This window comes from Labrenzia sp. VG12 (assembly GCF_002237595.1).
GTDB lineage: Bacteria > Pseudomonadota > Alphaproteobacteria > Rhizobiales > Stappiaceae > Roseibium.
Genome location: NZ_CP022529.1, coordinates 2,116,345 through 2,141,580, shown reverse-complemented (window position 1 = coordinate 2,141,580; position 25,236 = coordinate 2,116,345). Strand labels below are relative to the sequence as shown.

The following is a 25,236-nucleotide window of genomic DNA, read 5'->3' as shown; positions in this document are numbered from 1 at the left end:
GCGAACCTCGGCTCGCCACAGGCGCTGTGGAGGACCTGGTATCGACCAAACCCGGGCCGGGGGGACATTTCGGCGCTTCAGAAATCCACGTGTTTTTTCAGGAAGTTCAGAACATCCTGCCGGACAGGGGCGACATCCAGCAAGCCGTGCCTGTGTTTTAACTTTTCGTCTCGATAGACGATGGATCTGCTTCCGTTTTCGGGGTCCAGAAAAGGCGTGCACTCACCTTTCGTCCACTGATCCTGGTACCAGGGATCGTTTTCCCCGACGAGCGTCAAAACCGGTTCGTCCTCACGTGCCCGCACGCCCTTGTATTCCAGCCAGCCTGCGTGACATGTCCAGCCTTCCGCCACTCTTGCCTTCACAAGCTGACGTTCGTTTTGGGCTTCAAACAACACGGTCGTCAGGGCGCCTTCGCTGAACCCCATCAGGACAATGTTGTCGGCATCGACACTCGAAAGCTGCCTGGCTTTTTCAATGGCATATCCGGCATCGTTCTTCCTGAGCACCACCGTTCCCCAAAACAGTCCGCCTTCACGCGTTTCCACGTTGCAGGACCGGGGATAGACTTCCCGAGCCAGACTGGCGGGGGCAATCACGAGAAAGCCGTTCTCGGCAAGGAACCTGATGCGTTCGTGGGTTCCGGACCAGATGCCGCTGCAGCCGTGCAGGTAGATGACGGTTGGCAGCTTTCGGGTCGTCTCTACCGTCTGCCGTTCGAGATCCTCCGTTGTGGCTCGCGTGGACTGGCCCGGCCCGGCAGGCATGAGCACGATCGCCGCCTTCCATGTCCTTTCGAGTTCATCCGGATCGTCCCAGTCTTTCCAGGTGAGATCGGCAGGCGCTGAGAACACTTTTGAACTGTTATGCAGGCCTGCATCCTGTGAATGGGACGGCTTCGTCACCGCAAAGGTGCAAAAGATGGAAAACAACGCAGCATAGGGTGCGAAATTGCGACGTTTAAACAAGGGCATATGAGCAACCTCCTTAAAAACAGGCGGGTGCCAACAGCATGCAGATATTGTTTTTATAGTGTCCGGCTGAAAAAAGTGCCGGTCGGCCATCGCCACCCAAATGGAAAAACGCACAGAATGGCCACATCTTACACGAATTAGGTGGCAGCTGGCAAAAATCCGGGAGACTTGCTTCGGATCGACGGCTGACTGCACTGCCCAGGAGCGCCCGAAATCTGGCGTCCCCGGGTGCCTTGACCAGGCGTTCGCCTGCCCTCAATAGAGAACGGGCACGGCACTCGGGGAGCGAGATGCCGTGCCCGTCGTCAGCCAAGCCCGGCAACGCTTCTAGAACACGTTGCCGGAGTTTGGCCGGGGGACTGTATGTCGGGGAGACTAGAACGGCAGCAGGATATCCAGGACCTGGTTGCCGACCCGCGGTTGTTGGACGTCGGTGATCTGACCGCGGCCGCCATATCCGATGCGCGCTTCGGCGATCTGCTCGCTGGCGATACGGTTGTTGGAGGTGATGTCCTCCGGCCGCACGATACCGGCAACGATCAGCTCACGCACTTCGAAGTTCACCCGGACTTCCTGGCGTCCCTCGATGACCATGTTGCCATTGGGCAGGACCTGGGTAACCACCGCCGCCACGGTCGTCTGCAGGGTTTCCTCGCGCTCGACACTACCCGAACCGGTGAAGTTGGAGTTGCTGTTGACGTTGGCCAGATCGCTGGCCGCCGCTCCGGCCGGCATGAAGATCGTGTCAATGGCGGTGCCGACGGCGCCGCCGACGCCTGCGCCGCTGGTTTCCGTCCGGCTGCGCGCTGTGTCGTTCTCGAATTCCGCTTCGTCATTGATCGTGACGACCACGGTCAGAATATCGCCGACCTGGCTGGCCCGCTGGTCCTTGAAGAAGGCCCGGCTGCCCGACTGCCAAAGGGAGTTGGGGTTGTAATGTGCCTGCACCGGGTCGGGCATGGGCATTTGCACCGGCCGGTAGCCCGGTGTCGTGGTCGGGTCCTGAATGGCGTTCAGGGCAGGTTGCTGGCCGACATTGGCCAGCTTGTCTGCGGTGCCGCAACCGGCGGCGAGGGCGGAAAGCGCGATGCTCGCCAGAAGCTGTCTGGGGAATGTGCTCAACATTAATCGGTCTCGCTGTTCAAGCTTGCGATAACAGGGTTGGCGGCATGAACGCGTACTTGGCCGCGGGAGGTAACAATCGCCGGCACGATCCGCCGGGACTGAAGGTTCATGACATCGATCACGTCGCCCTTGGCGCCGTCATCCATGGCCTGGGCCCGGGAAGTCAGTTTCATTCCCGGCATTTCGAATGTGACCGTGATTTTTTCGCCGCGCTCGATCAGCACGGGACGCTGAAAGTCCCGGTGCGACAGCGGCGCGTTGGCGCGGATGTTGGTCCGGGCCTGCTTGCCGACAATCTCGCTTGCGTCGCTGACCGCGCCGGCCGGGACCTTGTTGCGCGGCAGGCGGAGCCTGTCGACATCGCCTTCCTTCAGGATGTCGCCCCGGCGGACCGGCTGCATCAGGGCAGCAATTTCGATCATTTCAGTGGCGACACCCGACAGGATCAGCCGTTCGGTGCCGAATTCCACGGCAACGGAGGCATGGAGGGTGAAGTGTCCATTGCCTGCGGACCACTCGACCCGGTCGATCCGGATCGGGTCATGTACCTTTGGATCCGCCAGGACCTGGTCCGGAGCCTGCAGCAGCCGGATTTCAAGATTGTCGGCATCCAGTCCGGCGTTGCGCTCAACAAGTGCAGTACGGACCAGTCCGGCCAGCTGATCCCGGTTCAGCTTGGTGGCGCCGCGATAGACAACAACGGTTCTGAGACCGTCTGTGCCGGCGGTTTCCAGACCGGCCGCGCGGGCGCGCTCGGCGACCAGGGTTGCCGGGACATTGCCGGAAGTGCCCATGTCGGGTGACCGGAACAGCGGTTTTTGCGAGAGCAGTCCTGCATTTGAGTAGAAATCGCCAACCGTGACGATGTCCGACAAGGTCATGACCTGCGAGCGCAGGACAGGGCGGTCATCCGCCACGGCCAGCGTCAGGCCAAGGGGCAACAGCAGCAAACCGAGCACGCATTTGAAGAGACGTCTCATCAGTTCAAGCCCTCCCGGTTAGCGCAGGTTGGTCGTGGTGGAGTACATCTCGTCGGCGGCCTGGATGATCTTTGAGTTCATCTCGTAGGCGCGCTGGGCCGAGATCAGGTCGGCGATTTCCGTCACCGCGTCCACATTGGCCATTTCAAGGAAGTACTGCTGGGTGCTGCCAAAGCCGTTGTCACCGGGATTTCCGGTTTCGGCCTGGCCACTGGCGTCGGTTTCCAGGAACAGGTTGTCACCGATGGCTTCAAGGCCAGCCTTGTTGACGAAGCGGGCCAGCTGGATCTGGCCGAGCTGAACCGTGGTGCCGGTCTGGTCGACCCCCTGCACCACGCCCGTGTTGGAAATCGTGATGTCCTGGGTCGTCTCGGGGATCGTGATGCCGGGGTTGACGGTGTAGCCGTCAACGGTGACGAGCTGACCGTCGGCGTCGCGTTCAAACGACCCGTCCCGGGTGTAGCCCGTGGTGCCGTCCGGCAGATCGATCTGAAAGAAGCCTTCACCGCGGACGGCGACATCGAGGGCTTTGCCGGTCTGTTCCAGGGATCCCTGAGACATGATGCGCGTGGTTGAAGCCAGCTTTACACCGGAGCCGATCTGAATGCCGGTCGGGACGATGGTGCCGGCATCGGAGGTCTCCGTGCCCATGCGGCGCAGGTTCTGATAAAGCAGATCCTGAAAATCGGCGCGCTGCTTCTTGAACCCCGTCGTGCGCATGTTGGCGACGTTGTTGGAAATGACTTCGACGTTCAGTTCCTGGGCCTTCATGCCCGTCGCGGCAATATGGAGTGCTTTCATGTTCGTCTTCCCTCCTGCCGATTAGGCCTGGAATCTGCCAAGCGTCGAAATGGCCTGCTGACGCAGCTCGTCCGCGTCCTTCAGGAACTTGGAAACCGATTCATAGGCACGGGTGATTTCGATCAGTCGGGTCACCTCGTAGATGCCGTCGACATTCGATTGTTCCAGAGCGCCCTGAACCACACGAAACCGGTCAGGTACCCCCGGGTTTTCGCCCTGGTAGAGGGTTTCGCTCAGTTTCTGCAGGGCCTGATTGTCTTCAAAGGATGCGACACGGACCTGGCCGCGGACGCCGAGCTGGGTGGAGATCGTGCCGTCCTCGGCGATCTCGATCAGACCGTCTTCGCGCGTGAAGGTGAGGGCGCCTGCCGATGTCAGAACCGGTCGGCCTTCGGATGTGACCAGCTGTCCGGTCGAATCCAGGTGGAAGGCGCCGTTGCGTGTATAGGCTTCGGTGCCATCCTCCATCTGGATGACGAAGAAGCCGTCTCCCTCGAGCGCCATGTCGAGGTCGTTGCCGGTCAGCTTGAAGCTGCCATTGGCGAAATCCGTGTGCGTCTTGTAGTCATGGACGTAGGAAAGGGTTTCGTCCTGCGACTGAAACTCCGTCGCTTCGGCCACGGGCATCAGATACTCTTCAAACAGCAGGTTCTGCGTCTTGAAGCCCGATGTGTTAATGTTCGCCATGTTGTTGGCGACCACGTTCAGTTGATTCCGTAAGGCCGTTTGCCGTGACAAGGCGACTAGCTGTGCGTTCTCCATCGTGAACGGTTCCCTTCATGCTCCCCGATGAGCCGCCGGATCTCCCCAGACCTTCGGGCTCGTTAAGGTTAATGCACGAGGCGTGCCAGTTTTTAAATCCTTGGGAAATCTGGGTAAAAGACCAACGGGGCAGGTGCGTGCGGCAAGAGATTCCGGCAGAAGTTAACCACTTGGCAATTTTTGCCCGGTGACTCGCGTTAATGGATTGGTAACCAATCGTTAACCATTAACTCTTTAGTAATAAATAGAGCGCGCGCGAGCGCCAGGCTGTAAGCGGAGTGCGGAATGACAGACGAAAACGCCGCAGCCGACGAAGACGGCGATGATGGTGCGGAAGGTGCCGCCGGGGGCGGCAAGAAAAAGCTGTTCCTCTTTGGCGGCATTGGCCTGGTTCTGCTGCTCGCTGCCGGTGGCGCGGGCTACTATTTCTTCATGATGGGCGACAGCATGCCGGCGCCCACGCCGGGAGACCCAGACCAGCCTCAGGTGGTTCAAAAACCGGTGGTCTTTTACGACCTGCCGGAAATGACGGTCAATTTGGCGACGGACGGGCGCACCACCTACCTGAAGGTGAGGATCGCGCTGGAAGTCGAGAATCGCGCAATGATCGAGCAGATCCAGCCGTATCTGCCGCGGATCCTGGATGCATTCCAGATCTACCTCCGCGAATTGCGCCCTGCGGACCTGGAAGGGTCTGCTGGTCTGTTCCGCCTGAAGGAAGAATTGCTTCGGCGGATCAATCTGTCGGTCTATCCGGCAAAGGTTGAAGGGGTGCTGTTCAAGGAAATCCTTGTTCAGTGAGACGTTGAATGGCTGACATCGACGACGATGACGATCTGTCCGAAGAGGACATGGCGGATGCGTGGGGCGCGGCTCTTGCCGAGCAGGGCGCTGGCGGCGACGACGATGAAGATCTCGCCGCGGCCTGGGGTGCTGCTCTAGAGGAGCAGGGCGCCGGCAGTTCCGACGACATGGCTGCCCAGTGGGCGGCCATGATCGACGACAGCGAACCGGATCTGGAAAATGCCACGCGCGGCGCTGACCGTGTCCTGAACCAGGAGGAAATCGACAACCTCCTCGGCTTCAACATTGAAGACACGATCGCCGGTGACCAGAGCGGCATCCGGGCCCTTATCAACTCGGCAATGGTCTCCTATGAGCGCCTGCCGATGCTGGAAATCGTCTTTGACCGCCTGGTGCGGCTGACGACGACTTCCTTGCGCAACTTCACCTCCGACAACGTGGAAGTGTCGCTGGATTCCATCAGTTCCGTACGTTTCGGCGATTATCTCAACTCCATCCCGCTGCCGGCCATTCTGGGCGTGTTCAAGGCGGAGGAGTGGGACGGGTTCGGCCTGATCACGGTTGAATCGAGCCTGATCTATTCCATCATCGACGTTCTGCTTGGCGGCGGACGCGGTACCTCGGCGGTGCGTGTTGAAGGCCGTCCCTATACGACCATCGAGACGGGTCTGGTGCAGCAGATGGTGGCGCTGATCCTTCAGGATGCCGAGCAGGCTTTCGCACCGTTGTCGCCGGTGCATTTCAACCTGGAACGCCTGGAAACCAACCCGCGCTTCGCCGCGATCTCCCGACCGGCCAACGCAGCCATCCTTGTCGAACTTCGCATCGACATGGAGGACCGTGGCGGTTCTGTCGAGATCATGATGCCCTATGCGACGCTCGAGCCGATCCGCGATCTGCTCCTGCAGATGTTCATGGGCGAGAAATTCGGCCGCGATCCGATCTGGGAAGGGCATCTGGCAACGGAAATCCATGCGGCCGAGGTCGATATCGATGCCGTGCTTTACGAGACCTACCTGCCGCTCGGACGAGTGCTCAGTCTCGACATCGGCCAGACGCTTGTCTTCGACAAGGAGCCGAGCGATCCGGTGATGATCAAATGCGGCAATGTCCCACTGACCGAGGGAACGCTCGGCAAGGTGGACGACACGATTGCCATCCGCGTCGCAAAGAATTTGCGCAAGCCCAAAATGACCCTGGCGGCCTTCGAGCGCGCCATGCAGAGCGAAATGGGAGAACAATGAGCACTTTGCCACTCGGGATGATCATCGAAGGTCTGGTCGCTGTGCTGCTGGTGATCACGATCGGTTATTGCTGGACGCTGAACCGCCGTCTTCAGCGGCTGCGGGCGGATGAGGAAGTGCTTCGCGCGACCATTTCGGAACTGATGACGGCAACGGAGATTGCCGAACGGGCGATCCTGGGCCTGAAGACCACCGCAGCGGAAGCTGACAAGACTTTGGGGCATCGCCTTAAGCAAGCGGAAACCATGTCTCACACCCTTGCTGGCCAACTGGGCGAAGGTGAGAAAGTCTTTACCAAGATATCCCAGATTGCCGACGCAGCCCGGATGGCCTCGCCGCAACGCGAACCCGCGCCCCGGCAGCATGGCTATGCTCCCCAGCCTTCGCTGGAACCGCAATACCATGCGCCCGTGGCGGAAGATTTCGCACCGGTGCCAGCGGCGGAACCGGAACCGCGTCGGAGCAGCCGGGCCTCCGATATCCGCAGTGCTGCCGCGGAAGCGACCGCACGGCTGGAACAGTTCCGTAAACGCAATGGTGCTGCTGCATGAATTTGAGACTGCTGCCATTATTGGGAGTTTCGGCGAGTGCGCTGCTCGCCCTGAAGCTGCTTGGCCTGACGCTCGGGCCGGAAAGCGGCGATATTTCCATCAATGGGGCAGTCGCACAGGAAACGCCGGCGGGCGGTGATCAGCAGACCATGGACATGCCGGAAATGGCCGATGGCGAGGGCGCCGCAATGGCACCGCCGCCGCCGCCGGCCGAGCTTCCGGACCAGCCCGTTCTGCCGGACAGTCTCGAAATCGGTGGGTCGGCCGCCGAGCGTGCGGTGCTGGAAAGCCTCGGTAGACGGCGGGAGTCCCTGCAGCAGCAGGAAGGGCAGCTGGACCTGCGTGAAAAGCTGCTGAAGGCCACCGAGGAACGCATACAGAAACGTGTCGACGAACTGAAGAAACTGGAAGAGCGGATCGAGGCCGCCGTCGAAGAGAAGAAGAGGCAGGAAGAAAACGAGATCGCCGGTCTGGTGACCATGTATGAAAACATGAAGCCAAAGGACGCGGCGCGGATTTTCGACCGGTTGAGCCTGCCGATCCTGATGAAGGTCGTGCGTCAGATGAAACCCCGGAAGATGGCGGACATTCTTGCCAAGATGCATCCGGAGGCAGCAGAGCGGCTGACGGTTGCAATCGCCAGTAACGCCTCGGAGCCTGTCCAGCCGCCGCAGCCGGTGCGGGCACAGGCGCCTGCACAGGACACCTTGCCGAAAATTCCCTCCAACTGACCGGAAAAGGCTGTATTTGCGCGGAGCGCGTAAGGGCACGTTAACAAGACCAGACCTAAAATAGTGTGTTGGCGTCATCCGAGGATTTACCACTTTGCCAGGACCGTTCCTGACATCAGAAAACAGCTCCCGTACTGCCGGTGCCGGCGGTGCGCCGCGTTTGCTGTACCTGATGGCCGGCTTCTGGTTTGTCCTTATGCTCATGATGGCCGTTCGGCCGGTGCAGGCGCAGCCTCTCGAGCCCGTTGAACTCAATGTCTCGCAGGAAGAAGGCTTCGGCCGTATCGTGCTGACCTTCAAGGACCGGACGCTGCTGCCGATCTATGATGCCGTGATTACCGGCGGCGTCCTGCGGATCTCGTTTGAGGAACCGATCGACATCAATGTGGACGACGTGCCGCTGGATCTCGGCGATTATGTCACGATCGCCCGGCGTGATCCGGATGGCAGCGCGATCCGGTTTGCGCTGAAGAACCAGTATCAGATCAATACGCTTGAGGCGGGTGAGAAGCTTTTTGTCGACATCCTTCCAATGACCTGGCAGGGCCTGCCGCCCGGCTTGCCGGATGATGTCGTACGCGATCTGGCCAAGCGTGCCGAAGAGGCCATGCGCAAGGTGAGGGCTCTGGAGCAGGCGCGGCTGAAGGCCCAGGAAGGCCCGGAAGTAACCCTTCATGTGGGCGAGCACCCGACATTTACCCGGCTGGTGTTCGACTGGTCGATCAAGTTCGACACGGCCTTCGTCCGGGAAAATGACATCATCAAGGTGACGTTCAATCACCCCGCCCAGCTCGACATTGCCCATTTGCGCGCACATCTGCCGCAAGGTGTCATCGACGCAACCTCCTTCCTGGATCAGGGCAAACTGAAGTTTCTGATGCGCGTCGAACCGTCCGTCGACATCCGCGCGTTTCGGGAAGAGCAGACCTATGTCATCGACGTTACGCCGGAAAACATGGAAGCCAATGATCCGGCCAATGCGCTGATCAACAAGGAACTGTCCGTTGCGGACAACGAGAACCGCAAGGACATGATTACGGCGCCGGGGCTGCGTGACACGCGCGAGGTGAAAAACCCGCGCGGCCTGCCGCCGGCCGGGGCAACCACAACAGCCAGCGGCGGGGTGCTTAAGGAATCGCGCGCAGATGAATCGCCGGCCTATACGGTCATTCCCATTGGCGAGCCTGCGGGAGCCGATGGCGCGAGGGCGCCCGCGCCGCCCGGTCAAGGTGGGCAAGCTCCCGATCAGTCCGCGGCCGCGACCGGCGAACCGGTGCCGGAAGCCGGTCGCGCGAGCGCCGAGCCGGCGCGCATTGCGATGGTGCCCAGGACCAAGCCGGTTGTGACCGCAGAAGGGCCTCCACAGGATGGCGACGACGGAGGCTCAGGAGTTTCCGTCGAAACGGACATCGCTGCCGCAGACCCTGTTGACCCGACGACCGCCCCGGCGGTCGAAACGCTTCCTGCCCCAGAGCTTGTTGCCGCCCAGGCGTTGCCGCAGTCTGAAGAAGTTGCGGACGATGGGTTGACCACAGCCGCCATTTCACCTGCCGCCGGTTCCGGTGAAACGGAGAATGAAGGTGTGTCCGCGCTGCCGCAGGGCGCTGTGCAGGTCGCGCAGGTGGATCCGGGCGCTTTGCCGCTTTCGGAACCGATGCCCCAGGAGGATTTTGAGCGACAGGCGCCGATGCTGGACCTGTCGCAGCAGCAGATCGAGGAGCCGCAGGCAGAGGCCGTGCCGGAAAACAACGGCATCCCGACCCTGCAACCGGTCGAGGCGATCAATCGCGGGCAGCAGCCCAATGCCCCTTACAGGGCGGCGCCGGTTCAGATCCAGAACACACCGACGCTTGGCGGCAGCGATGTGCCGGCGGGCATTCAGTTGCCGGACCAGCCGGCCCCGGCCCAGGAGACCTGGCGTGCCAATGGCGGCCGTGATCTGAATAATTCTGCGTCCTCTCCCGAAACGCCTCCGGCAAGTTTTGCGCAGGAAGTGCGCAACTTCGTTTCTGCCGAAGCCCGGCGCATCGGCAACACGGTGCGGGTGGTGTTTCCCTTCTCCGAGCCGGTCTCCAGTGCCGTCTTCCGCCGCAATGACAGCATCTGGCTGGTGTTTGATACCGATGCCACCATCGACACACGCGGCATGGTGTCTGCGCTCGCCGAAACGGCGGAAACCATCGAGGTCAAGCAGTTCGACGACTACCAGATCCTGCGTCTGGACATGAATGACCCGGTGCTGGCGACTGTCGGCGTGGACGGCAATGCCTGGTCGCTGGTGATCGGGGACCTGATTCTGGAACCTTCGCGGCCCCTGCAGCTTGAGCGCAATGTGCGGGGGGACGGCGGCTCCGTGCTCCGTGTGCTGTATCAGGACCCGCAGAACATCCGCCAGGTGACCGATCCGTTTGTCGGCGACTCGATTTCGCTGGTCACGGGGTTCGGGCCGCCGCGCGGGCTTTTGAAGCCGCAGAATTTTGTCGACCTGGAAGCGCTCAGTTCTGCGCAGGGCATTGCCGTGGTGTCAAAATCCGACGGCGTCAAGATGAAGATCCTCGGGGACGACGTCATCATCGAGAAAGAGGGGGGGCTGGCCCTCTCCAACAACTACCTGCGCGGCGGCACCGGCGCGCTGAACAATATCGTTGATCCGGATGACGGAAATTACGTCGAATTTGTTTCCCTGAGCACGGAAGGACCCGGGGCCTATCGGTCGCGTCTGCTGGAACTGCAGGACAAGCTTTCCCGCGCTCCCGAAGGTCGGCGCCGCAAACCTCTCGTGGCCCTGGCAAGGTTCTACCTGGCACACCAGTTCGCCCAGGAAGCGCTGGGCCTGATGAAACTTGCCCTGGAAGAAGAACCGGCTCTTGCGGAAGACAGCTCCTTCAACCTGATGATGGGGGCAGCCCAGACGATGGCGGACAGGCCAGAACTGGCCTTTTCACACCTGAACCGGCCGGATCTGAAGAACAGCCCGGATGCGGCGGTCTGGCAAACGCTCGTCGACGTGAAGCTCGGCAACTGGACCTCCGCACGCATCGCCATGCCGCGGGGACGCGCCGTTGTCGGCAACTATCCGCCCGCCATTCAGACCGAATTCAAACTGGCCGCCGCCCAGGCGATGGTCGAAGTCAATGATTTTGGCGTTGCCAACGGGATCCTGGCCGAGATCGAGCCGTCCGAGGTGACGCGGACGCAGGCCGCGCGTTACGACATCCTGCGTGGGCGCGTTGCAGATGCCTCCGGCCGATCGCAGGAAGCCCTGACCGTGTTCGATCTGGTGACCCGGTCCGACGATCGTCCGCGGGCGGCAGAGGCCGAATATCGCGCCTTGCGCATCCGCTACAGGGACGGCGAACTCACCGTCGATGAAACCATCGATCAGCTGGCGGGCCTGGCGACGTCCTGGCGCGGGGACGAGATCGAACTCAAGACCCTGCGCTTTCTGGCGCAGCTCTATGCGGAGCGCGGGCAATACCGGGAAGCGTTCGAGGCGATGAAGTCGGCGGTGCAGGCCGAGCCGGATGCAGACACGACGCGGCTGCTGCAGGAAGAAATGAACGGCCTCTTCAACGCCCTGTTCCTGGATGGCAAGGCTGAAGAGATGCCTGCGGTCAAGGCTCTGGCCCTGTTTTACGATTTTCGCGAGATGACGCCGATTGGCCGCCAGGGCGACGAAATGGTGCGCCTGCTCGCCAAACGGCTCGTAGAAGTCGATCTCCTGGACCAGGCGACGGAACTCCTGCGCCACCAGGTCGACAACCGGTTGAAGGGAGCGGCACGGGCACAGATCGCAGCAGATCTTGCGGCGATCTACCTTATGGATCGCAAGGCGGAAGAAGCGCTTCGCGTTCTGAACCGGACGCGGCAGGCAAGCCTGCCCTCAACCCTTGAACGTCAGCGCAACATTGTCGAAGCGCGTGCTCTGACTGAAAGTGGCCGACCGGATCTTGCCCTTGAGCTGGTTCGCAACATGCGTGGATCTGATGTCGACCGGCTGCGCGCCGACACGTTCTGGGCAGCAGAAAGCTGGCGCGACGCCGGTGAGCAGCTGGAGGCCATGCATGGCTCGCGCTGGTCCGACAACATTCCGTTGGACGACCTGGAGCGCAGGGATATTCTGCGGGCCGCGATTGCCTATTCGCTTGCAGGCGACCAGCTCAGCCTGGAACGGTTGCAGAACAAGTACATGGACAAGATGGCCGACAGCGCCGAGGCCTTTGCCTTCGAAGTCGTCACCCGGCCGATCGAAGCACAGGGTGTGGAATTCCTGGAGGTCGCCAACAGGCTGGCGGATACGGATTCCCTTGAGACTTTCCTGGCCGAATACCGCAGGCAGTACATGTCGCCCGACCGCAGTCCCGATCAGCCAGCGGATGCTGCCGGCTGAGCCTGCCCCGTTCTCGAAAACCGGATAAGTTAGGTTGCCACCTTTTGCATCTCGGGCTGAGCTGCGGTTCTGCGCGGCTTTTTCAGTTCGGCCTTGTAGCGCATGACCAGTTCCGGAATGGACCGGGTGCTTCGGTCGAGCCATTCGCAGCGCGCTTTGAGGAAATCACGATAGGTCTTTTCGTGGATGCCGGTTTGCAACATCAGACGCATGATGGCGCCGTCCGCATCGGATTTCAGTGTGTCGGCAACCACATCGTCCGCAAGATTGATCTTGCGGCCGATCAGCCAGATCGCGGCGTCGAGACGCGCCTGCTCAAACAGGGTGCGCAGGATCGCGTCGAATGACAGCTCGCCATTGGCGATCTGTATGCTGGCTTCATGCCTCGAATAGTGCATGCCATCCAGTTCGACACCGCCGTCGCGCTGAGCGCCTTCAATGCTGCTGGCGAGCCGGATCAGGTCGCCGCTCTCCAGGGCCGATTTGAGGGGAGGCGGTACCAGCGGACAATTGGTCTCCAGAATGTCCATCTGCATCTCCATGAATTCCTCGTCATTCATGGCGCGCCTTGCAATCCCGGCGAGCACTTCAGCCTCGGTATTTGCAAAGATCAGGAGAGCCAGTGTGCCCTTGATGGAAAAGGGGGCTTCCAGGTTGTCGAGGAGCGCATGCACGACATTTCTGCTGGCACGCGCGATCAACGTGTCGGTGATTTCCTCGCTCAGGTCGGCGCGGTGCGCCATGGACAGACGCTTGTTGTTGCCGCCGTTCTTTGCCAGGGCCATGAGCGCATCCTGGCTGATCATGGGGGAACACTCGATCACCGGTTCGGACAGCTCGTAGTCTTCCTGGGCCAGTCTGTCGGCCAGATCCGGAATGATCCGGTCCGTTTTGGCGAGCCGCACGACCAGTTCGTAACGGGCCGCGCGATCAAGCTGATCGAAGACCGAGAGCACGATCCTGGAAAACAGCTCCCGTTCGGTCTCGGTCGGGTCGTGCTCCTCCGAACGGGCGTACTCGCCGACAAGCGTTCGAATGAGTTTCGACCGCGCTTCGGGTTCCTTAATCCGGGCGAGCTGTTCAAGCTGATCTCTTAACACTGACCTGCCGCTATTAAAAATGGGAGGGACGTCTCCCCTCTGGAAAGTTCAATATTTCAGTTTCTTCTTAATATTCTTCTACTTTTGGGAAGGCTGATCACCCGTCAACCACCGCCAAAACTCTTCACCAGTGATCCGGCCACCAGGTTCCAGCCGTCGACGAGAACAAAGAAGATCAGCTTGAACGGCAGCGAGATCACTACAGGAGGCAACATCATCATGCCCATGGACATGAGCACCGAGGCAATCACCAGATCGATGATCAGAAAGGGCAGATAGAGCAGAAAGCCGATTTCGAATGCGCGGCGCAGTTCCGAAATCATGAAGGCGGGAATGAGCGTGGCCATCGCCAGGTCTTCCGGGCCTTCCGGAGCGTCCTGGCCGGAGAGTTCCTGGAACAGGGCAAGATCCTTCTCGCGCACCTGGGACAACATGAAGGTGCGGAATGGATCGGAGGCACGCTCATAGGCCTGTTCGATCTCGATGTCGCCGTCGACCAGCGGCTGCACGCCTTCATTATAGGCTGCCTGCAGGGTTGGCATCATGATGAAGGCGGACAGGAACAGGGCCAGGCTGATCATCACCATGTTGGGCGGCGCCGTTTGCAGCCCGATGGCGGAGCGAAGCAGCGACAGCACCACGACAATGCGCGTGAAACTCGTCACCATGATGAGGATCGAAGGTGCGAGGGACAGAACGGTCAGGAGGATGACGAGCTGAACGGCGCGTTCCGTCAGGCTGGCGTCGTCTCCGAAGCCGACGGAAATTTCCTGCGCCAAGGCTGGCCCGGCAGCCACAAGCAGGAGCGCTCCCAGCAGCGCGGCCGTCCCCGCCTTCCAATGCCGGCAGCAAGATTGAAGGACACTCGTCTTCAATTCGACGGCCCACCCAGTTCGTCGAGGATCTTTGCCATTTCGTCTTCGATCGGGTTCCTGTCTCCAAGGGTGCCGGTGGGCCGGGGGGCAGCTTTTACCGGTTCGGCCGGCTTTTTCTGCTCCGATGGACGGTGCTGGATGGCGGGGGCGGCATTGGACGGCGCCTGTTGTGGCGCGTCCTGTTTGACCGAGGCGTCCTGGCCGGCTGGTGGTTCTTGTTCGGCAGGTGCCTGGTCGGCGCCTGCGGGCGCCTTCTCTTCACTGGTGGCTTCAGCTGCCGGCGTTCCGGCTTGCGGCAGATCTTCCAGAAGGTCGTTCATGTCGAGGGTAATGTCCGGCGTCTGGTCAGGACCATTTGCGTCGGGTGTCGCGGCATCGCTTGCAGTCTTGTCATCTGCCGCAGATGCAGCGTCGGTCTTGTCCTGACTGGCCTCGTCCTGATCACTTGTGTTGGGCTCGACCTCGGCTTGCTTGGAAACTTCCTTTTCGACCTCAGAAGCGCTTTCGGCAGCCGCGGGAGCGATCTGAGCGTCTGCTTCCCCGGTGGCTGCCGGTAGCGCCACCGAAGTGGTGTCGGTGACGACTGTGGCTGCGTGTGCGGTCTCCGTGCCTGATGGCTCGGTTTCAGACAACGCTCCCGCAGCGCCCATGACCGGTTCGACCTTTTCCTGTGGGTTCGCGGCTTCCCTTGGTTTCAGCAAGGCTGTTTTGGCACGCGCTGCCGGACCGGAGGCGGGCGGGGAGATCGAGTGCCCGCCGTAGGACGGCCGTTCGCGTGGACTGAAGGGCCTGGCAAGGGACTTCAGTCTGGAGCTGGCGGTTGATCCTGGTGCGGCAGAGGGTGTTTCCGGTGGGCTGGCAGCCGCTTGGGAAGGCGCCGCAGTTTCCGCTTTGCTCGCACTGGCCAGGTCCTCGGAGATTTTCGGCGCCTCCTTTTTATCCTTGCCGAAGGTTCGGCTGAAACCGTTCTGGGCGGCGGCCTTCAGGAGGTCCGCGGCGCGGTCCGGGCGCTTGCCAGCACTGGAGCTGGTTGCGGGCGGAGTTTCAGGCGCCGACGGGCTGGCAACGGGCGGTGTCGCTTGCGGCGGCAGCGACGTTTCAGCGGATTTGGAAAAGGCTGGTGGTGTCGGGCGCACTGCGCCGGCTGATGGCATTTCCCGGGTCTGGGGCGCAGGGACGGCACGTGCAGGCAGGGGGGCAGGGCTGGCGGCAACGGGCGGCGCCGGTGGGCGGGCCTGATCTGCAAGAGGTGGTGTCGGTTCGTTCTGGGCGGCGAGGTCGTCCGGTCGTGCGGGGATATCGGGGCCTGGGGCGACCGGTGTCCTCACAGGAGCCTGACCGCCGAGGCCGGCCGCCTGTCCGGGGCGCGTTTGTGCGAGCGGGGCATTGCGCAGAATGTTCTGCTCAACAACGACATCGCTCGGCCCACCGATCAGGATGAGATGTTCGATATTGTCGCGTCGCACCAGAACAAGGCGCCGCCTGGCATCAATCGTGGCACTGTCCATGACGGCGATGCGCGGTTGCCGATTGCGGTTCGGGCTGGTCTGGCCACCCATGAGGCGCTTGAGGATGAAAATGAACAGCGCAAACAGCAGCAAGACGACTGCAAGCGCCAGAATGACGGCAATGGCCTGCGTGACGCCCCCGCTCACATTGAATGTGGTTTCGATCCAGTTGTACATTTTGCCCTCGTGCCGCCCCGCCTGCGGATTGAACTCGATTGCCGGTTACCCCGGCTTCTTGCCTCAATTGGGGAAGAACGCCTTTATCCCCAGTAATTCCTGGTGCTTCGCTTCGGACGGCCCGGCTCTCCAACGCACTCGATAGCCTTGCTTTTCTCAGTGCGGGAGCGGCGCTCCTCATGGAATTCTGAATGCCGGTTGCTTGCTGAGCCGCTGCGAATCTCACTAGGCCTTAAAGTTAACAGAAGCAGGCAAAATTTGCCTGTCGGGGCCATGGCTCTTTTTGCGAAATGCAAAGGAATGTTGTCCCTTCCACTGGTTTTTGTAAGGTTTGCGTGCTGAGGTCCGGTGCGGGCATTAACCTTTCATTAACCATTTGAACGGCAATCATTGCCGAGTTGGTTAACGAATGGTGAATCGCATGACCGTCACCGATCTGCCGCTGTTCCAGGCGCTGAAGTCGAAGATGCAATGGCATCAGACACGGCAGGGCGTGCTTGCGGAAAACATTGCCCATGCTGACACGCCTGGCTACCAGGCCCGGGAAGTGAAGGCCTATTCCTTCCAGGAGCATATCGGTCGTCAGTCTTTCGGCCTGACAACGGCCACCACCAAGGCCGGGCATATCGAAGTGGCGATATCGGGCCAGGGCAAGGTCAAGGCGGAAGAGCGCGACACATTCGAAATCACGCCGAGCGGAAACAGCGTCAATCTGGAAGAGCAGATGATGAAGATCACCGAAAACCAGATGGACTACCAGGCGGTGACAGCGCTTTACACCAAGGGACTCGGATTGATCCGGAAAGCCCTTTCCAAAAGCGTCTGACGCGTGGCCTGACTAGAAAAGGACCCGATCCATGGACCTGCTCAAATCCCTGTTCATCTCCGCAAGCGGACTGAAAGCGCAAAACGGGCGCATGCGAGTCATCGCGGAGAACATTGCCAACGCCAACTCGACAGGCAGGACACCCGAGGAAGAGCCCTACCGGCGCAAGATCCCGACCTTCCAGTCTCATTTCGATCGCGAGCTGGAGGCCAACAAGGTTGAGCTCGGCAAGATCGCAGAGGACACGTCCGCGTTCAAATCCGTGCACATGCCGGGGCATCCGGCCGCGGACGAGCAGGGCTATGTGCGTCAGCCGAACGTGAACACGCTGATCGAGACCACCGACATGCGCGAAGCGCAGCGGTCCTACGAAGCCAATCTGAACGTCATCGATTCAACCCGAAAGATGCTTCAGAAGACCATCGATATTCTGCGGGCGTAAGCCGCCGAGCCGCAAGGAGCCTAAGCCATGTCGACCGCATCGATTGCTAACAATGCCTACCAGATGGCGGCCAAGCTGCAGCAGCAGGCGCGGGCGCTGGAAGACAACGCGCCCCGTCCGGAGGCTGTCGATTTCGGCAAGATGGTGCAGGAAGCGGTCGGGGACGTGGTTGAGGCTGGACGTGTGGCCGACGACAAGGCTGTTGGCCTTGTGGAAGGCAAGGCCGACGTGGTCGATGTGGTCACGGCGATCGCCGAAACCGAAGTGGCCCTGGAAACCATGGTCGCGGTGCGCGACCGGGTCATTTCCGCCTATGAGGAAATCATGCGAATGCCGATCTGATTGGCAAACTGAAAGGCGCATTTCATGACCGGTGCTGAAGTTCTAGATGTGGCACGTGAAGCCGTCTGGACCATGATCCTGGTGGCGGGGCCGGTCATGGTGATCGGTCTTCTGGTGGGCATCGTGATCGCCCTGTTCCAGGCACTGACGCAGATTCAGGAAATGACGCTGGTCTTCGTGCCCAAGATCCTGGCGATCTTTGCGACAATCCTTGTGATGCTGCCCTTCATGAGCAGCGTGCTCCAGACCTTCATGGGGCGCATCAGCGAGTTGATCCTGACCACCGGTTAGGCGTGCGCTCATGACGATCCAGCTTGATTTCCTGCCCGATGTTGCCGCCGCGTTCATGCTGATGTTCGCGCGGCTGGGCACGATGATCATGCTGCTGCCGGGGCTCGGAGAGAGCACCATTCCAACGCGGTTTCGGCTGACGATCGCACTGGCCCTGACGCTGGTGCTCTATCCGGTAGCCTCCTCACTCTATCCGGCCGACCTGACATCGAACGCGCCACGGCTCGCAATGCTCCTGTTTGCGGAAATGGCCATCGGGTTCGGCATCGGGCTCTGTGCTAAGATGATCACGTCCGTCCTGCAGATCGCGGGTGTGATCATGGCCAACCAGTCGGGCCTGGCCTTTGCGCTCGGCACGGACATCGCCAACGAGGGCCAGCAGGGCGCGCTTTACGGCAACTTCCTGTCAATCCTTGGGATCACGCTGATCTTCGTGACCGACACCCACTATCTGGTGATCGCTGCGCTGCATGACAGTTTCACTCTTTTTCCGCCGGGAATGCCGCCGCCCGTTGGCGACTTTTCCCAGAACGCGGCGGATACGGTGGCGCATGTCTTTACCATCGCGGTGCGCATGTCCGCGCCGTTTCTGGTGGTCGGTCTGGTGTTTTACTTCGGCCTTGGCCTGCTTAACAAGCTGATGCCGCAAATGCAGATCTTCTTCATCGCCATGCCCGTGAACATCGCGATCGGGTTCCTTCTTCTCATGGTGCTGATTGTCACGCTGATGATGTTCTATCTGGATCATTTTCAGCAGGCTCTCGGCAAGTTCATTGTGGGGTGATGCCGCGCAATGGCTGACAATACCGACGATTCGGAGAAAACTGAGGACCCCACGCAAAAGCGCTTGAAGGAAGCGCATGACAAGGGGGACGTACCGAAATCTCAGGAAGTCAGTACCTGGTTCACGCTGGCCGGGGCGACCCTGATGATTGCCCTGCTTGCGCCCGGAGCGGCTGCTGCGCTGGGCGACCTGATGAAAGGATACCTGGAGCATGCCCACCAGATCCCGGTGGACGGCTATGCGCTGAAAGCCCTGTGGCGCGACACGGGCCAGTCGGTTGCCTTGATCGCCGGTTTGCCTCTTCTGGCGCTGGTTCTCATGGCGGTTGCAGGCAACCTCGTGCAGCACCAGCCGCTGTTTACCGGCGAAACCATCAAGCCGAAGCTCTCCAAGATTTCACCTCTCTCGGGCTTCAAGCGCCTGTTTTCCGTCGACAGCCTGGTCAACTTCGCAAAGGGCATGGCGAAGATCGTGATCGTGGGCGCGGTCATGGTCGCGGTGATGTGGCCACACCGGGATGAGGCCGACATCATCATCTTCGCGGAAACCAGCGTCATTCTGCAGGAAGCCCGGGTGCTTATCCTGCAATGCCTTGCCGCCATTCTTGCGGTCATGACGGTCGTTGCCGCAGCCGACTTCATCTACCAGAAGAACAAGTGGTTCAACAAACAGAAGATGTCGCTGCGCGAGATCAAAGAAGAATTTAAGCAGACGGAAGGTGATCCGCAGGTCAAGGGCAAGATCCGGCAACTCCGGATGGAACGCTCGCGCAAGCGCATGATGGCGGCGGTGCCGGCTGCGACGGTGGTCGTTACCAACCCGACCCACTATGCTGTTGCACTCAAATATGAAGAGGGAATGGGCGCGCCGCTCTGCCTGGCCAAGGGCACGGATGCCGTTGCCCTGAAAATGCGTGAGATCGCCAAGGAGCACGAGGTGCCCGTGGTCGAGAACCCGCCGCTTGCCCGTGCGCTTTATGCGACCGTCGACATCGATCAGGAAGTGCCGGAAGAGCATTACAAGGCGGTTGCCGAGGTGATCGGCTTCGTCTTCCGCATGCGCAACCGCGCCAAGTGGCGGGCAAACTGACGGCATCAAAGCAACAGGCCAGGACAGCTCCCAAGTCAAACAGGTGAATTTCAACAGGACTTGGTCGCATATCAGTTGAAATACGCTATTAAGCACAGAATGCTTATGTACGGCCCTTTCAGATGCGAATCGGGCCGGGGAGACAGGACGGATGAAGGACATGGACGGATCGCCGAGCGGGCCGATGATCAGTCGCCCAGAGCGGTCCGGCAATATAGGGCTGCTGATCGGCCTGGCGCTGCTGCTTGTCGGCGCCGCAGCTGCCTTTGCGGTGATGGACCGTGAAGTTGCGCAGCCGTTCATCCTTGCGCTTCTGGGCATCCTTGCCGTGGTCGGCGTGTTCTGCCTCTTTGCCGGGGCAATCGGCTTCCTGCGCCTGTCCGCGCGTCCGGGTGAATCCAATCCGCTTGCATCCGCTTTTGTCGACACGCTGGAAGACGGCGCCCTGATCACCGATCTGGACGGGCGACTGGTTTACGCCAACAAGGCCTATGCCGATCTGACCGGCGCGGAGACCGCTGCCGACATTCGGGTGGTTGAACGGGTGTTCTCTTCTGATCCGGATGCAGCCGACGCCATTTTCCGCCTGTCCCAGGCGATGCGTGACGGCCGCAGGGCCCAGGAAGAGATCCGCATGCCGTTCCCGCTCGGACGGGCGGACGGCACCGCGCGCTGGTACCGGGTGTCGGTGCGTCCGCTTCAGGTGTCCAAGGAACGGGGCGGTGGCAAGCCCATGGCCGTGTGGCAGCTGTCCGACATCACCCGCGACCGCGCCGAACAGGAAAACTCCTTCCAGGAGCTGCAGCGGGTCATCAATTTCCTCGATCATGCGCCGGCCGGGTTCTTTTCCTGCGATGCCGAAGGCAGGATCGTCTATCTGAACGCCACGCTGGCCGACTGGCTGGGGTATGATCTGGCCCAGTTCGACGCCGGTGACCTCGATCTCTCCAGTATCGTGCGCGGCGACGGGACCGAGCTGATCCGCTCCCTCAAGGGCCAGGCCGGCGAGGTCAAGAGCGAAACCTTCGATCTTGATTTTGTCACCCGCAACGGTCGCGGCCTTCCGGTGCGGCTCTTGCACCGGGTGCCCTTCGGCGAGAACGGCCAGCCCGGGGACAGCCGGACGCTGGTGCTCAACCGGTCCCGGGGCGAGGAAGCGTCCGAAGCGCTGCGCGCCGCTGAGGTCCGTTTCGCACGTTTCTTCAACAACACGCCGATTGCGATTGCCTCGCTCGACAAGGAAGGCCGGGTGCTCAGGACCAATGCGCCTTTCCTTAAGCTGTTCGGGGCTGTCGATACGGATGACGAGTCGCCCAAGCTGGAAGCCTATGTGGCCGACAATGGTCGCGAGGAGCTCTCAAGGTCCTTGCAGGCGGCCGCCAACGGCATCGGCGAAATCGCGCCTGTCGACATTCCGCTTGTCGAAGGCAACGATCCGCGCTCGGCGACGTTCTATGTCTCCGCGGTTCAGGAAGGCGAGGGCGACGGTGAGGCGGCCATCGTCTATGCGCTGGAAACCACGCAGCAGCGGGCGCTGGAAGCGCAATTTGCCCAGAGCCAGAAGATGCAGGCCATCGGTCAGCTGGCCGGCGGCGTTGCACATGATTTCAACAACGTCCTGACCGCGATCATCGGCTTCTCCGATCTGCTGCTTGCCAGCCACCGGCCGACCGACCCGTCCTTCCAGGACATCATGAACATCAAGCAGAACGCCAACCGGGCCGCCGGTCTGGTGCGGCAGCTGCTGGCCTTCTCGCGTCGCCAGACGCTGCGTCCGCAGCAGCTGGAACTGAACGACGTTCTGGCGGATCTCTCCATCCTGCTTGACCGCTTGCTCGGCGAAAAGGTCGACCTGAAGGTGATCCACGGCCGCGATCTGTGGCCGGTCATGGCCGACCTCAACCAGCTGGAACAGGTGATCGTCAACCTGGCCGTGAACGCGGGCGATGCCATGTCCGATGGCGGCCGCCTGACCATTCGCACGCGCAATGTCACCGAGGCCGAGAGCACGAAATTCGACAACACCCGTGGCATGCCCCCGGGCGAATACACGCTGGTCGAGGTCGAGGACACCGGTCACGGCATGCCGCCGGAGATCATGGAAAAGATCTTCGATCCGTTCTTTTCCACCAAGGAAGTCGGCAAGGGGACCGGGCTCGGTCTGTCCACCGTCTACGGCATCGTCAAGCAGACCGGCGGGTTCATCTTCTGCACCTCCGAGGTCGATCTCGGCACGACGTTCCGGCTGTTCCTGCCGCGGCACATCCCGCAAGTGGTAGAAGAGAAGAAGCCGGAGCCGAAGGAGAGCGAACCGGAGAAGGTCGCCGATCTCACCGGTTCCGCATCGATCCTGCTGGTCGAGGATGAAGAGGCCGTGCGGGCGTTTGCCGCGCGTGCGCTCGCCTCACGCGGCTACACCGTCTACGAGGCTGGCTCCGGCAACGAGGCGCTGGAGGTGATGGAAGAAACCGATGGCGAGGTCGATCTGGTGGTCTCCGACGTGGTGATGCCGGAAATGGATGGACCTACCCTTCTTGTGGAGCTGCGCAAGACCCGCCCTGATCTGAAGATCATCTTCGTGTCGGGCTATGCCGAGGATGCGTTTGAAGAAAACCTGCCGGAAGGCGAGCAGTTCTTCTTCCTGCCCAAGCCGTTCACGCTGAAGCAGCTGGCGACCACGGTGAAGGATGTCTTGAACGGTTAGGAAAGCCGGTGCAGACTTCGCCCTGTTTCATCGAACAGGGCGGGTGATCGCATGCAGTTTCCGGAGTTTATTCAGAGGTTTCCAGCACTTGATGTCCCGTTTCCGGAGGATGTCGTCAAGTCGTATGCCGTGCAATCCGATGCCGGGCTCGTCGTCTTTTTCGACTTTGTCAAAGACATGGTCCTGCCGCCCCATTCCCATCTGGCGCAGTGGGGCACTGTCTTGAGCGGCGAGATCGAATTCACCATTGCCGGTGAGACCCGGACCCTGGGCCCCGGCGCCATCTATGACATTCCGAGCGGTGCCGAGCATGGTGCGATCATCAAGGCGGGAACCAAGGTGATTGACGTTTTCGAAGAGGCGGAGCGGTATCCGCTGAGGACCTGAACCGGGCCTGGGCCGGGCTGGTCTGAACGGCGCATTCCAGCCTGCCGTGCTTGACACTCCCAACCCGATTTGGCACTGAACTGCGCATGGGGCATGCGAACACCCCGTGAGGCGTCAGCTGAAGTTTCGCGTCCATAGACCCTCAATTGACGGGAGGACGCGCCATGCCGTCTCCAAACACGATTACAGTTTCTCAGCTGAACAGATTGATAGGCCTGCCGGACGCACCGGTGATTGTCGATGTGCGCATCGACGAGGACTTTGACAACGATCCTTTCTTCCTTCCCTCAGCCTTTCGGCACCCCTTCAACGAGGTTGAAGCGCTGGTGCAGCACCTGGCCGGGCGGAAGGTGGTCGTGGTCTGCTGGAAAGGGCTGAAACTCAGCGCGGGTGCCGCCGCGATTTTGCGTGCCGAGGGCATCGAGGCCCAGATCCTGGAAGGGGGCGCAACGGGTTGGCGGGAGGCCGGATTGCCGATGGTTCCCGCTGCAAGTCTGCCGGCGCGCAATGAAAAGGGACAGACCGTCTGGGTGACACGGCACCGGCCGAAGATCGACCGGATTGCCTGTCCCTGGCTGATCAGGCGGTTTGTCGATCCGTCGGCCAGGTTTCTCTTCGTCGCGCCGTCGGAAGTGGCCGGGGTGGCCGAACGCTTCAACGCCACGCCGTTTGACGTCGAAGGGGTCTTCTGGAGCCACCGGGAAGAGTTTTGCAGCTTCGATACGATGGTGAGCGCATTCGGCCTGACAACAGAACCGCTTCTGCGCCTGGCGACCATCGTTCGCGGTGCGGATACCAACCGGCACGACCTGGCGCCCGAGGCCGCCGGGCTACTCGCCGCCTCCCTAGGTCTATCACGCATGTACAAGGATGATCTCAAGCAACTCGAGGCGGGTATGGGGCTCTATGATGCCTATTACCGTTGGGCCCGGGATGCGGTAGAGGAAGGCCATGACTGGCCGACGCCGAGCAGGAAGGGCTGACTGTTGTGACTGCACATCAAAAAACGGCACCGGAAGTGTCTGGCGCTGCGCCGTCAGACGGGCAGGACACCTCCTGGGGACGTCTGGTTTCCATCTTCGGCGGCATCGGCCTTCTGTCTTTCGGAGGACCGGCGGCCCAGATTGCCCTCATGCACCGCAAGCTGGTCGATGAGACCGGCTGGTTGTCGGAGAAAAACTACGTCAACGCGCTCGGTTTCTGCATGCTCCTGCCGGGGCCTGAAGCCATGCAGCTGGCGACCTATTGCGGCTGGAAGCTGCGGGGTGTGGCCGGCGGCTTGCTGGCCGGTCTCCTGTTCGTGGTGCCCGGCGCCCTGGCGATCTTTGCCCTGGCAACGGTTTACGCGCTTTATGGCAACGTGCCGCTGGTCAGCCAGTTGTTTCTCGGTATCAAGGCCGCCGTTCTCATCGTGGTGCTTGAAGCGCTCCTGCGGCTCTCCAAGCGGGCTTTGACGGAACAGCGGCAATGGGTGATCGCGGGTCTGGCTTTCATTGCGATCTTCTTTCTCGCATTGCCCTTTCCCCTGATCGTCCTTGCGGCCGGGTTCTACGGCGCTGTGTTCTCCTCAAAGCATCTCGGAACGAGCGGAAGTCCGCCGATTGGCGTGCCGGTTTCCAGAACACTGCGGACCGTGGCCATCTGGCTTGTCGTCTGGCTTGGACCGCTCGCTGTGCTTGAGGGGGCAACGGGTGTGCCGGTGCTGAGCGAGCTGGGCTGGTTCTTCTCCAAGCTGGCTGTGGTCACCTTTGGCGGTGCCTATGCGGTGCTTGCCTATATGGCCCAGGATGTTGTGACCATTCACGGCTGGCTGAGCGCCGGTGAAATGATGGACGGTCTGGGGCTGGCCGAAACAACGCCGGGGCCGCTGATCCTGGTGACACAGTTTGTCGGCTTTCTCGCCGCTGCCAATGAAGGCGGCCTGGCGCTCGGTCTTGCCGGTGGCCTGGTCGCGCTTTGGGCCACCTTCGTGCCGTGTTTCCTCTGGATCTTTGCCGGAGCTCCCTATCTGGAATGGATCTCCGCCCAACCGAGGCTGAAATCGGCTCTCAGCGCGATCATCGCGGCTGTGGTCGGCGTCATTTTGAACTTGTCTGTCTGGTTCGCCTTGCATGTCTTCTTTGCGGATGTCACGGCAGAAAAATGGAGCTGGCTGACGCTCTGGCTGCCGGATCTTGCCAGTCTGGACTGGCGGGTGCCCGTCTTGGCAGCGCTTTGCGGCGTGTTGCTGCTGCGGTTTCATGCCGGGCTGATCTGGGTGCTCCTGGCGTCGGCTCTTGGCGGCGTGCTGCTTTCGCTGATCTAAGTCAGTGTTCGGTCCGGACCGGGTTCAGGCATTGATTCAGGTTG

General features: G+C 61.1%; 23 protein-coding genes. 15 read left to right on the top strand and 8 right to left on the bottom strand.

Translation table 11 applies throughout. From position 1 onward, the window contains the following. Nucleotides 1–77: 77 nt before the first annotated feature. The 5 genes from CHH27_RS10025 to flgF all read right to left on the bottom strand — a co-directional run bounded on the left by CHH27_RS10025 (nucleotide 78) and on the right by flgF (nucleotide 4,642). Nucleotides 78–1,064: a dienelactone hydrolase family protein gene (locus CHH27_RS10025; protein WP_094071461.1), complete on the bottom strand. Its 987-nt coding sequence runs from the start codon at nucleotides 1,062–1,064 to the stop codon at nucleotides 78–80. Nucleotides 1,065–1,349: 285 nt separating this feature from the next. After that, the gene (gene flgH / locus CHH27_RS10020; protein WP_094071460.1) at nucleotides 1,350–2,099 is read right to left on the bottom strand and encodes a flagellar basal body L-ring protein FlgH; all 750 of its coding nucleotides are present in this window, start codon (nucleotides 2,097–2,099) and stop codon (nucleotides 1,350–1,352) included. Then, nucleotides 2,099–3,079, bottom strand: a complete 981-nt coding sequence (gene flgA, locus CHH27_RS10015; protein ID WP_208988774.1) for a flagellar basal body P-ring formation chaperone FlgA — start codon at nucleotides 3,077–3,079, stop codon at nucleotides 2,099–2,101. The genes flgH and flgA overlap by 1 nt, the downstream gene beginning before the upstream one ends. Before the next feature lie 18 nt (nucleotides 3,080–3,097). Beyond that, a complete protein-coding gene (gene flgG, locus CHH27_RS10010; RefSeq protein WP_094071458.1) occupies nucleotides 3,098–3,880 on the bottom strand; it encodes a flagellar basal-body rod protein FlgG in 783 nt (260 codons plus the stop codon). 21 nt (nucleotides 3,881–3,901) lie between these two features. Further along, entirely contained in the window at nucleotides 3,902–4,642 is a 741-nt protein-coding gene (flgF, locus tag CHH27_RS10005) for a flagellar basal-body rod protein FlgF (RefSeq protein WP_094071457.1), read from the bottom strand. Nucleotides 4,643–4,927: 285 nt separating this feature from the next. On the opposite strand from flgF, the gene CHH27_RS10000 reads away from it, so the two are divergent. The 5 genes from CHH27_RS10000 to CHH27_RS09980 all read left to right on the top strand — a co-directional run bounded on the left by CHH27_RS10000 (nucleotide 4,928) and on the right by CHH27_RS09980 (nucleotide 12,362). Further along, nucleotides 4,928–5,443, top strand: coding sequence for a flagellar basal body-associated FliL family protein (locus tag CHH27_RS10000; RefSeq protein ID WP_094071456.1), 516 nt, complete (start codon nucleotides 4,928–4,930; stop codon nucleotides 5,441–5,443). 17 nt (nucleotides 5,444–5,460) lie between these two features. Beyond that, a complete protein-coding gene (fliM, locus tag CHH27_RS09995; RefSeq protein WP_371681852.1) occupies nucleotides 5,461–6,690 on the top strand; it encodes a flagellar motor switch protein FliM in 1,230 nt (409 codons plus the stop codon). Then, nucleotides 6,687–7,241 (top strand): DUF6468 domain-containing protein, encoded by a 555-nt coding sequence (locus CHH27_RS09990; protein ID WP_198338388.1) that lies wholly within the window; start codon nucleotides 6,687–6,689, stop codon nucleotides 7,239–7,241. The genes fliM and CHH27_RS09990 overlap by 4 nt, the downstream gene beginning before the upstream one ends. Then, nucleotides 7,238–7,972, top strand: coding sequence for a MotE family protein (locus tag CHH27_RS09985; protein ID WP_094071454.1), 735 nt, complete (start codon nucleotides 7,238–7,240; stop codon nucleotides 7,970–7,972). The genes CHH27_RS09990 and CHH27_RS09985 overlap by 4 nt, the downstream gene beginning before the upstream one ends. 172 nt (nucleotides 7,973–8,144) lie before the next feature. Further along, the gene (locus CHH27_RS09980; protein WP_371681851.1) at nucleotides 8,145–12,362 is read left to right on the top strand and encodes a hypothetical protein; all 4,218 of its coding nucleotides are present in this window, start codon (nucleotides 8,145–8,147) and stop codon (nucleotides 12,360–12,362) included. A gap of 29 nt (nucleotides 12,363–12,391) precedes the next feature. Here the strand turns inward: CHH27_RS09980 and CHH27_RS09975 are convergent, their stop codons facing one another. The 3 genes from CHH27_RS09975 to CHH27_RS09965 all read right to left on the bottom strand — a co-directional run bounded on the left by CHH27_RS09975 (nucleotide 12,392) and on the right by CHH27_RS09965 (nucleotide 16,022). Further along, on the bottom strand, nucleotides 12,392–13,462 hold the full coding sequence (locus CHH27_RS09975; RefSeq protein ID WP_094071453.1) for a DUF2336 domain-containing protein: 1,071 nt from the start codon (nucleotides 13,460–13,462) through the stop codon (nucleotides 12,392–12,394). Between the two features lie 104 nt (nucleotides 13,463–13,566). Further along, entirely contained in the window at nucleotides 13,567–14,259 is a 693-nt protein-coding gene (fliP, locus tag CHH27_RS09970; protein ID WP_371681842.1) for a flagellar type III secretion system pore protein FliP, read from the bottom strand. A 74-nt stretch (nucleotides 14,260–14,333) separates the two neighbouring features. Further along, a complete protein-coding gene (locus CHH27_RS09965) occupies nucleotides 14,334–16,022 on the bottom strand; it encodes a flagellar biosynthetic protein FliO (RefSeq protein WP_094071452.1) in 1,689 nt (562 codons plus the stop codon). Between the two features lie 421 nt (nucleotides 16,023–16,443). On the opposite strand from CHH27_RS09965, the gene flgB reads away from it, so the two are divergent. The 10 genes from flgB (at nucleotide 16,444) to chrA (ending at nucleotide 25,192) form a co-directional block, all read left to right on the top strand. Further along, a complete protein-coding gene (gene flgB / locus CHH27_RS09960; RefSeq protein ID WP_094074645.1) occupies nucleotides 16,444–16,848 on the top strand; it encodes a flagellar basal body rod protein FlgB in 405 nt (134 codons plus the stop codon). 31 nt (nucleotides 16,849–16,879) lie between these two features. Continuing rightward, nucleotides 16,880–17,290: a flagellar basal body rod protein FlgC gene (flgC, locus tag CHH27_RS09955; protein WP_094071451.1), complete on the top strand. Its 411-nt coding sequence runs from the start codon at nucleotides 16,880–16,882 to the stop codon at nucleotides 17,288–17,290. A gap of 27 nt (nucleotides 17,291–17,317) precedes the next feature. Beyond that, nucleotides 17,318–17,632 carry a flagellar hook-basal body complex protein FliE gene (locus CHH27_RS09950; protein ID WP_094071450.1) on the top strand — a complete coding sequence of 105 codons (315 nt, stop codon included), beginning with the start codon at nucleotides 17,318–17,320 and terminating at the stop codon, nucleotides 17,630–17,632. A gap of 24 nt (nucleotides 17,633–17,656) precedes the next feature. Beyond that, a complete protein-coding gene (gene fliQ, locus CHH27_RS09945) occupies nucleotides 17,657–17,923 on the top strand; it encodes a flagellar biosynthesis protein FliQ (RefSeq protein ID WP_094071449.1) in 267 nt (88 codons plus the stop codon). A gap of 10 nt (nucleotides 17,924–17,933) precedes the next feature. After that, nucleotides 17,934–18,707 (top strand): flagellar biosynthetic protein FliR, encoded by a 774-nt coding sequence (gene fliR, locus CHH27_RS09940; RefSeq protein WP_094071448.1) that lies wholly within the window; start codon nucleotides 17,934–17,936, stop codon nucleotides 18,705–18,707. A 9-nt stretch (nucleotides 18,708–18,716) separates the two neighbouring features. Continuing rightward, nucleotides 18,717–19,796 carry a flagellar biosynthesis protein FlhB gene (gene flhB, locus CHH27_RS09935; RefSeq protein ID WP_094071447.1) on the top strand — a complete coding sequence of 360 codons (1,080 nt, stop codon included), beginning with the start codon at nucleotides 18,717–18,719 and terminating at the stop codon, nucleotides 19,794–19,796. A 160-nt stretch (nucleotides 19,797–19,956) separates the two neighbouring features. Further along, entirely contained in the window at nucleotides 19,957–22,500 is a 2,544-nt protein-coding gene (gene cckA, locus CHH27_RS09930) for a cell cycle histidine kinase CckA (protein ID WP_371681850.1), read from the top strand. A 51-nt stretch (nucleotides 22,501–22,551) separates the two neighbouring features. Then, entirely contained in the window at nucleotides 22,552–22,887 is a 336-nt protein-coding gene (locus tag CHH27_RS09925) for a cupin domain-containing protein (RefSeq protein ID WP_094071445.1), read from the top strand. 164 nt (nucleotides 22,888–23,051) lie between these two features. After that, nucleotides 23,052–23,870 carry a sulfurtransferase/chromate resistance protein gene (locus CHH27_RS09920; RefSeq protein ID WP_094071444.1) on the top strand — a complete coding sequence of 273 codons (819 nt, stop codon included), beginning with the start codon at nucleotides 23,052–23,054 and terminating at the stop codon, nucleotides 23,868–23,870. A 5-nt stretch (nucleotides 23,871–23,875) separates the two neighbouring features. Next, complete coding sequence (gene chrA, locus CHH27_RS09915; RefSeq protein ID WP_094071443.1) at nucleotides 23,876–25,192, top strand: chromate efflux transporter; 1,317 nt, start codon at nucleotides 23,876–23,878, stop codon at nucleotides 25,190–25,192. The last annotated feature ends 44 nt before the right edge of the window (nucleotides 25,193–25,236 follow it).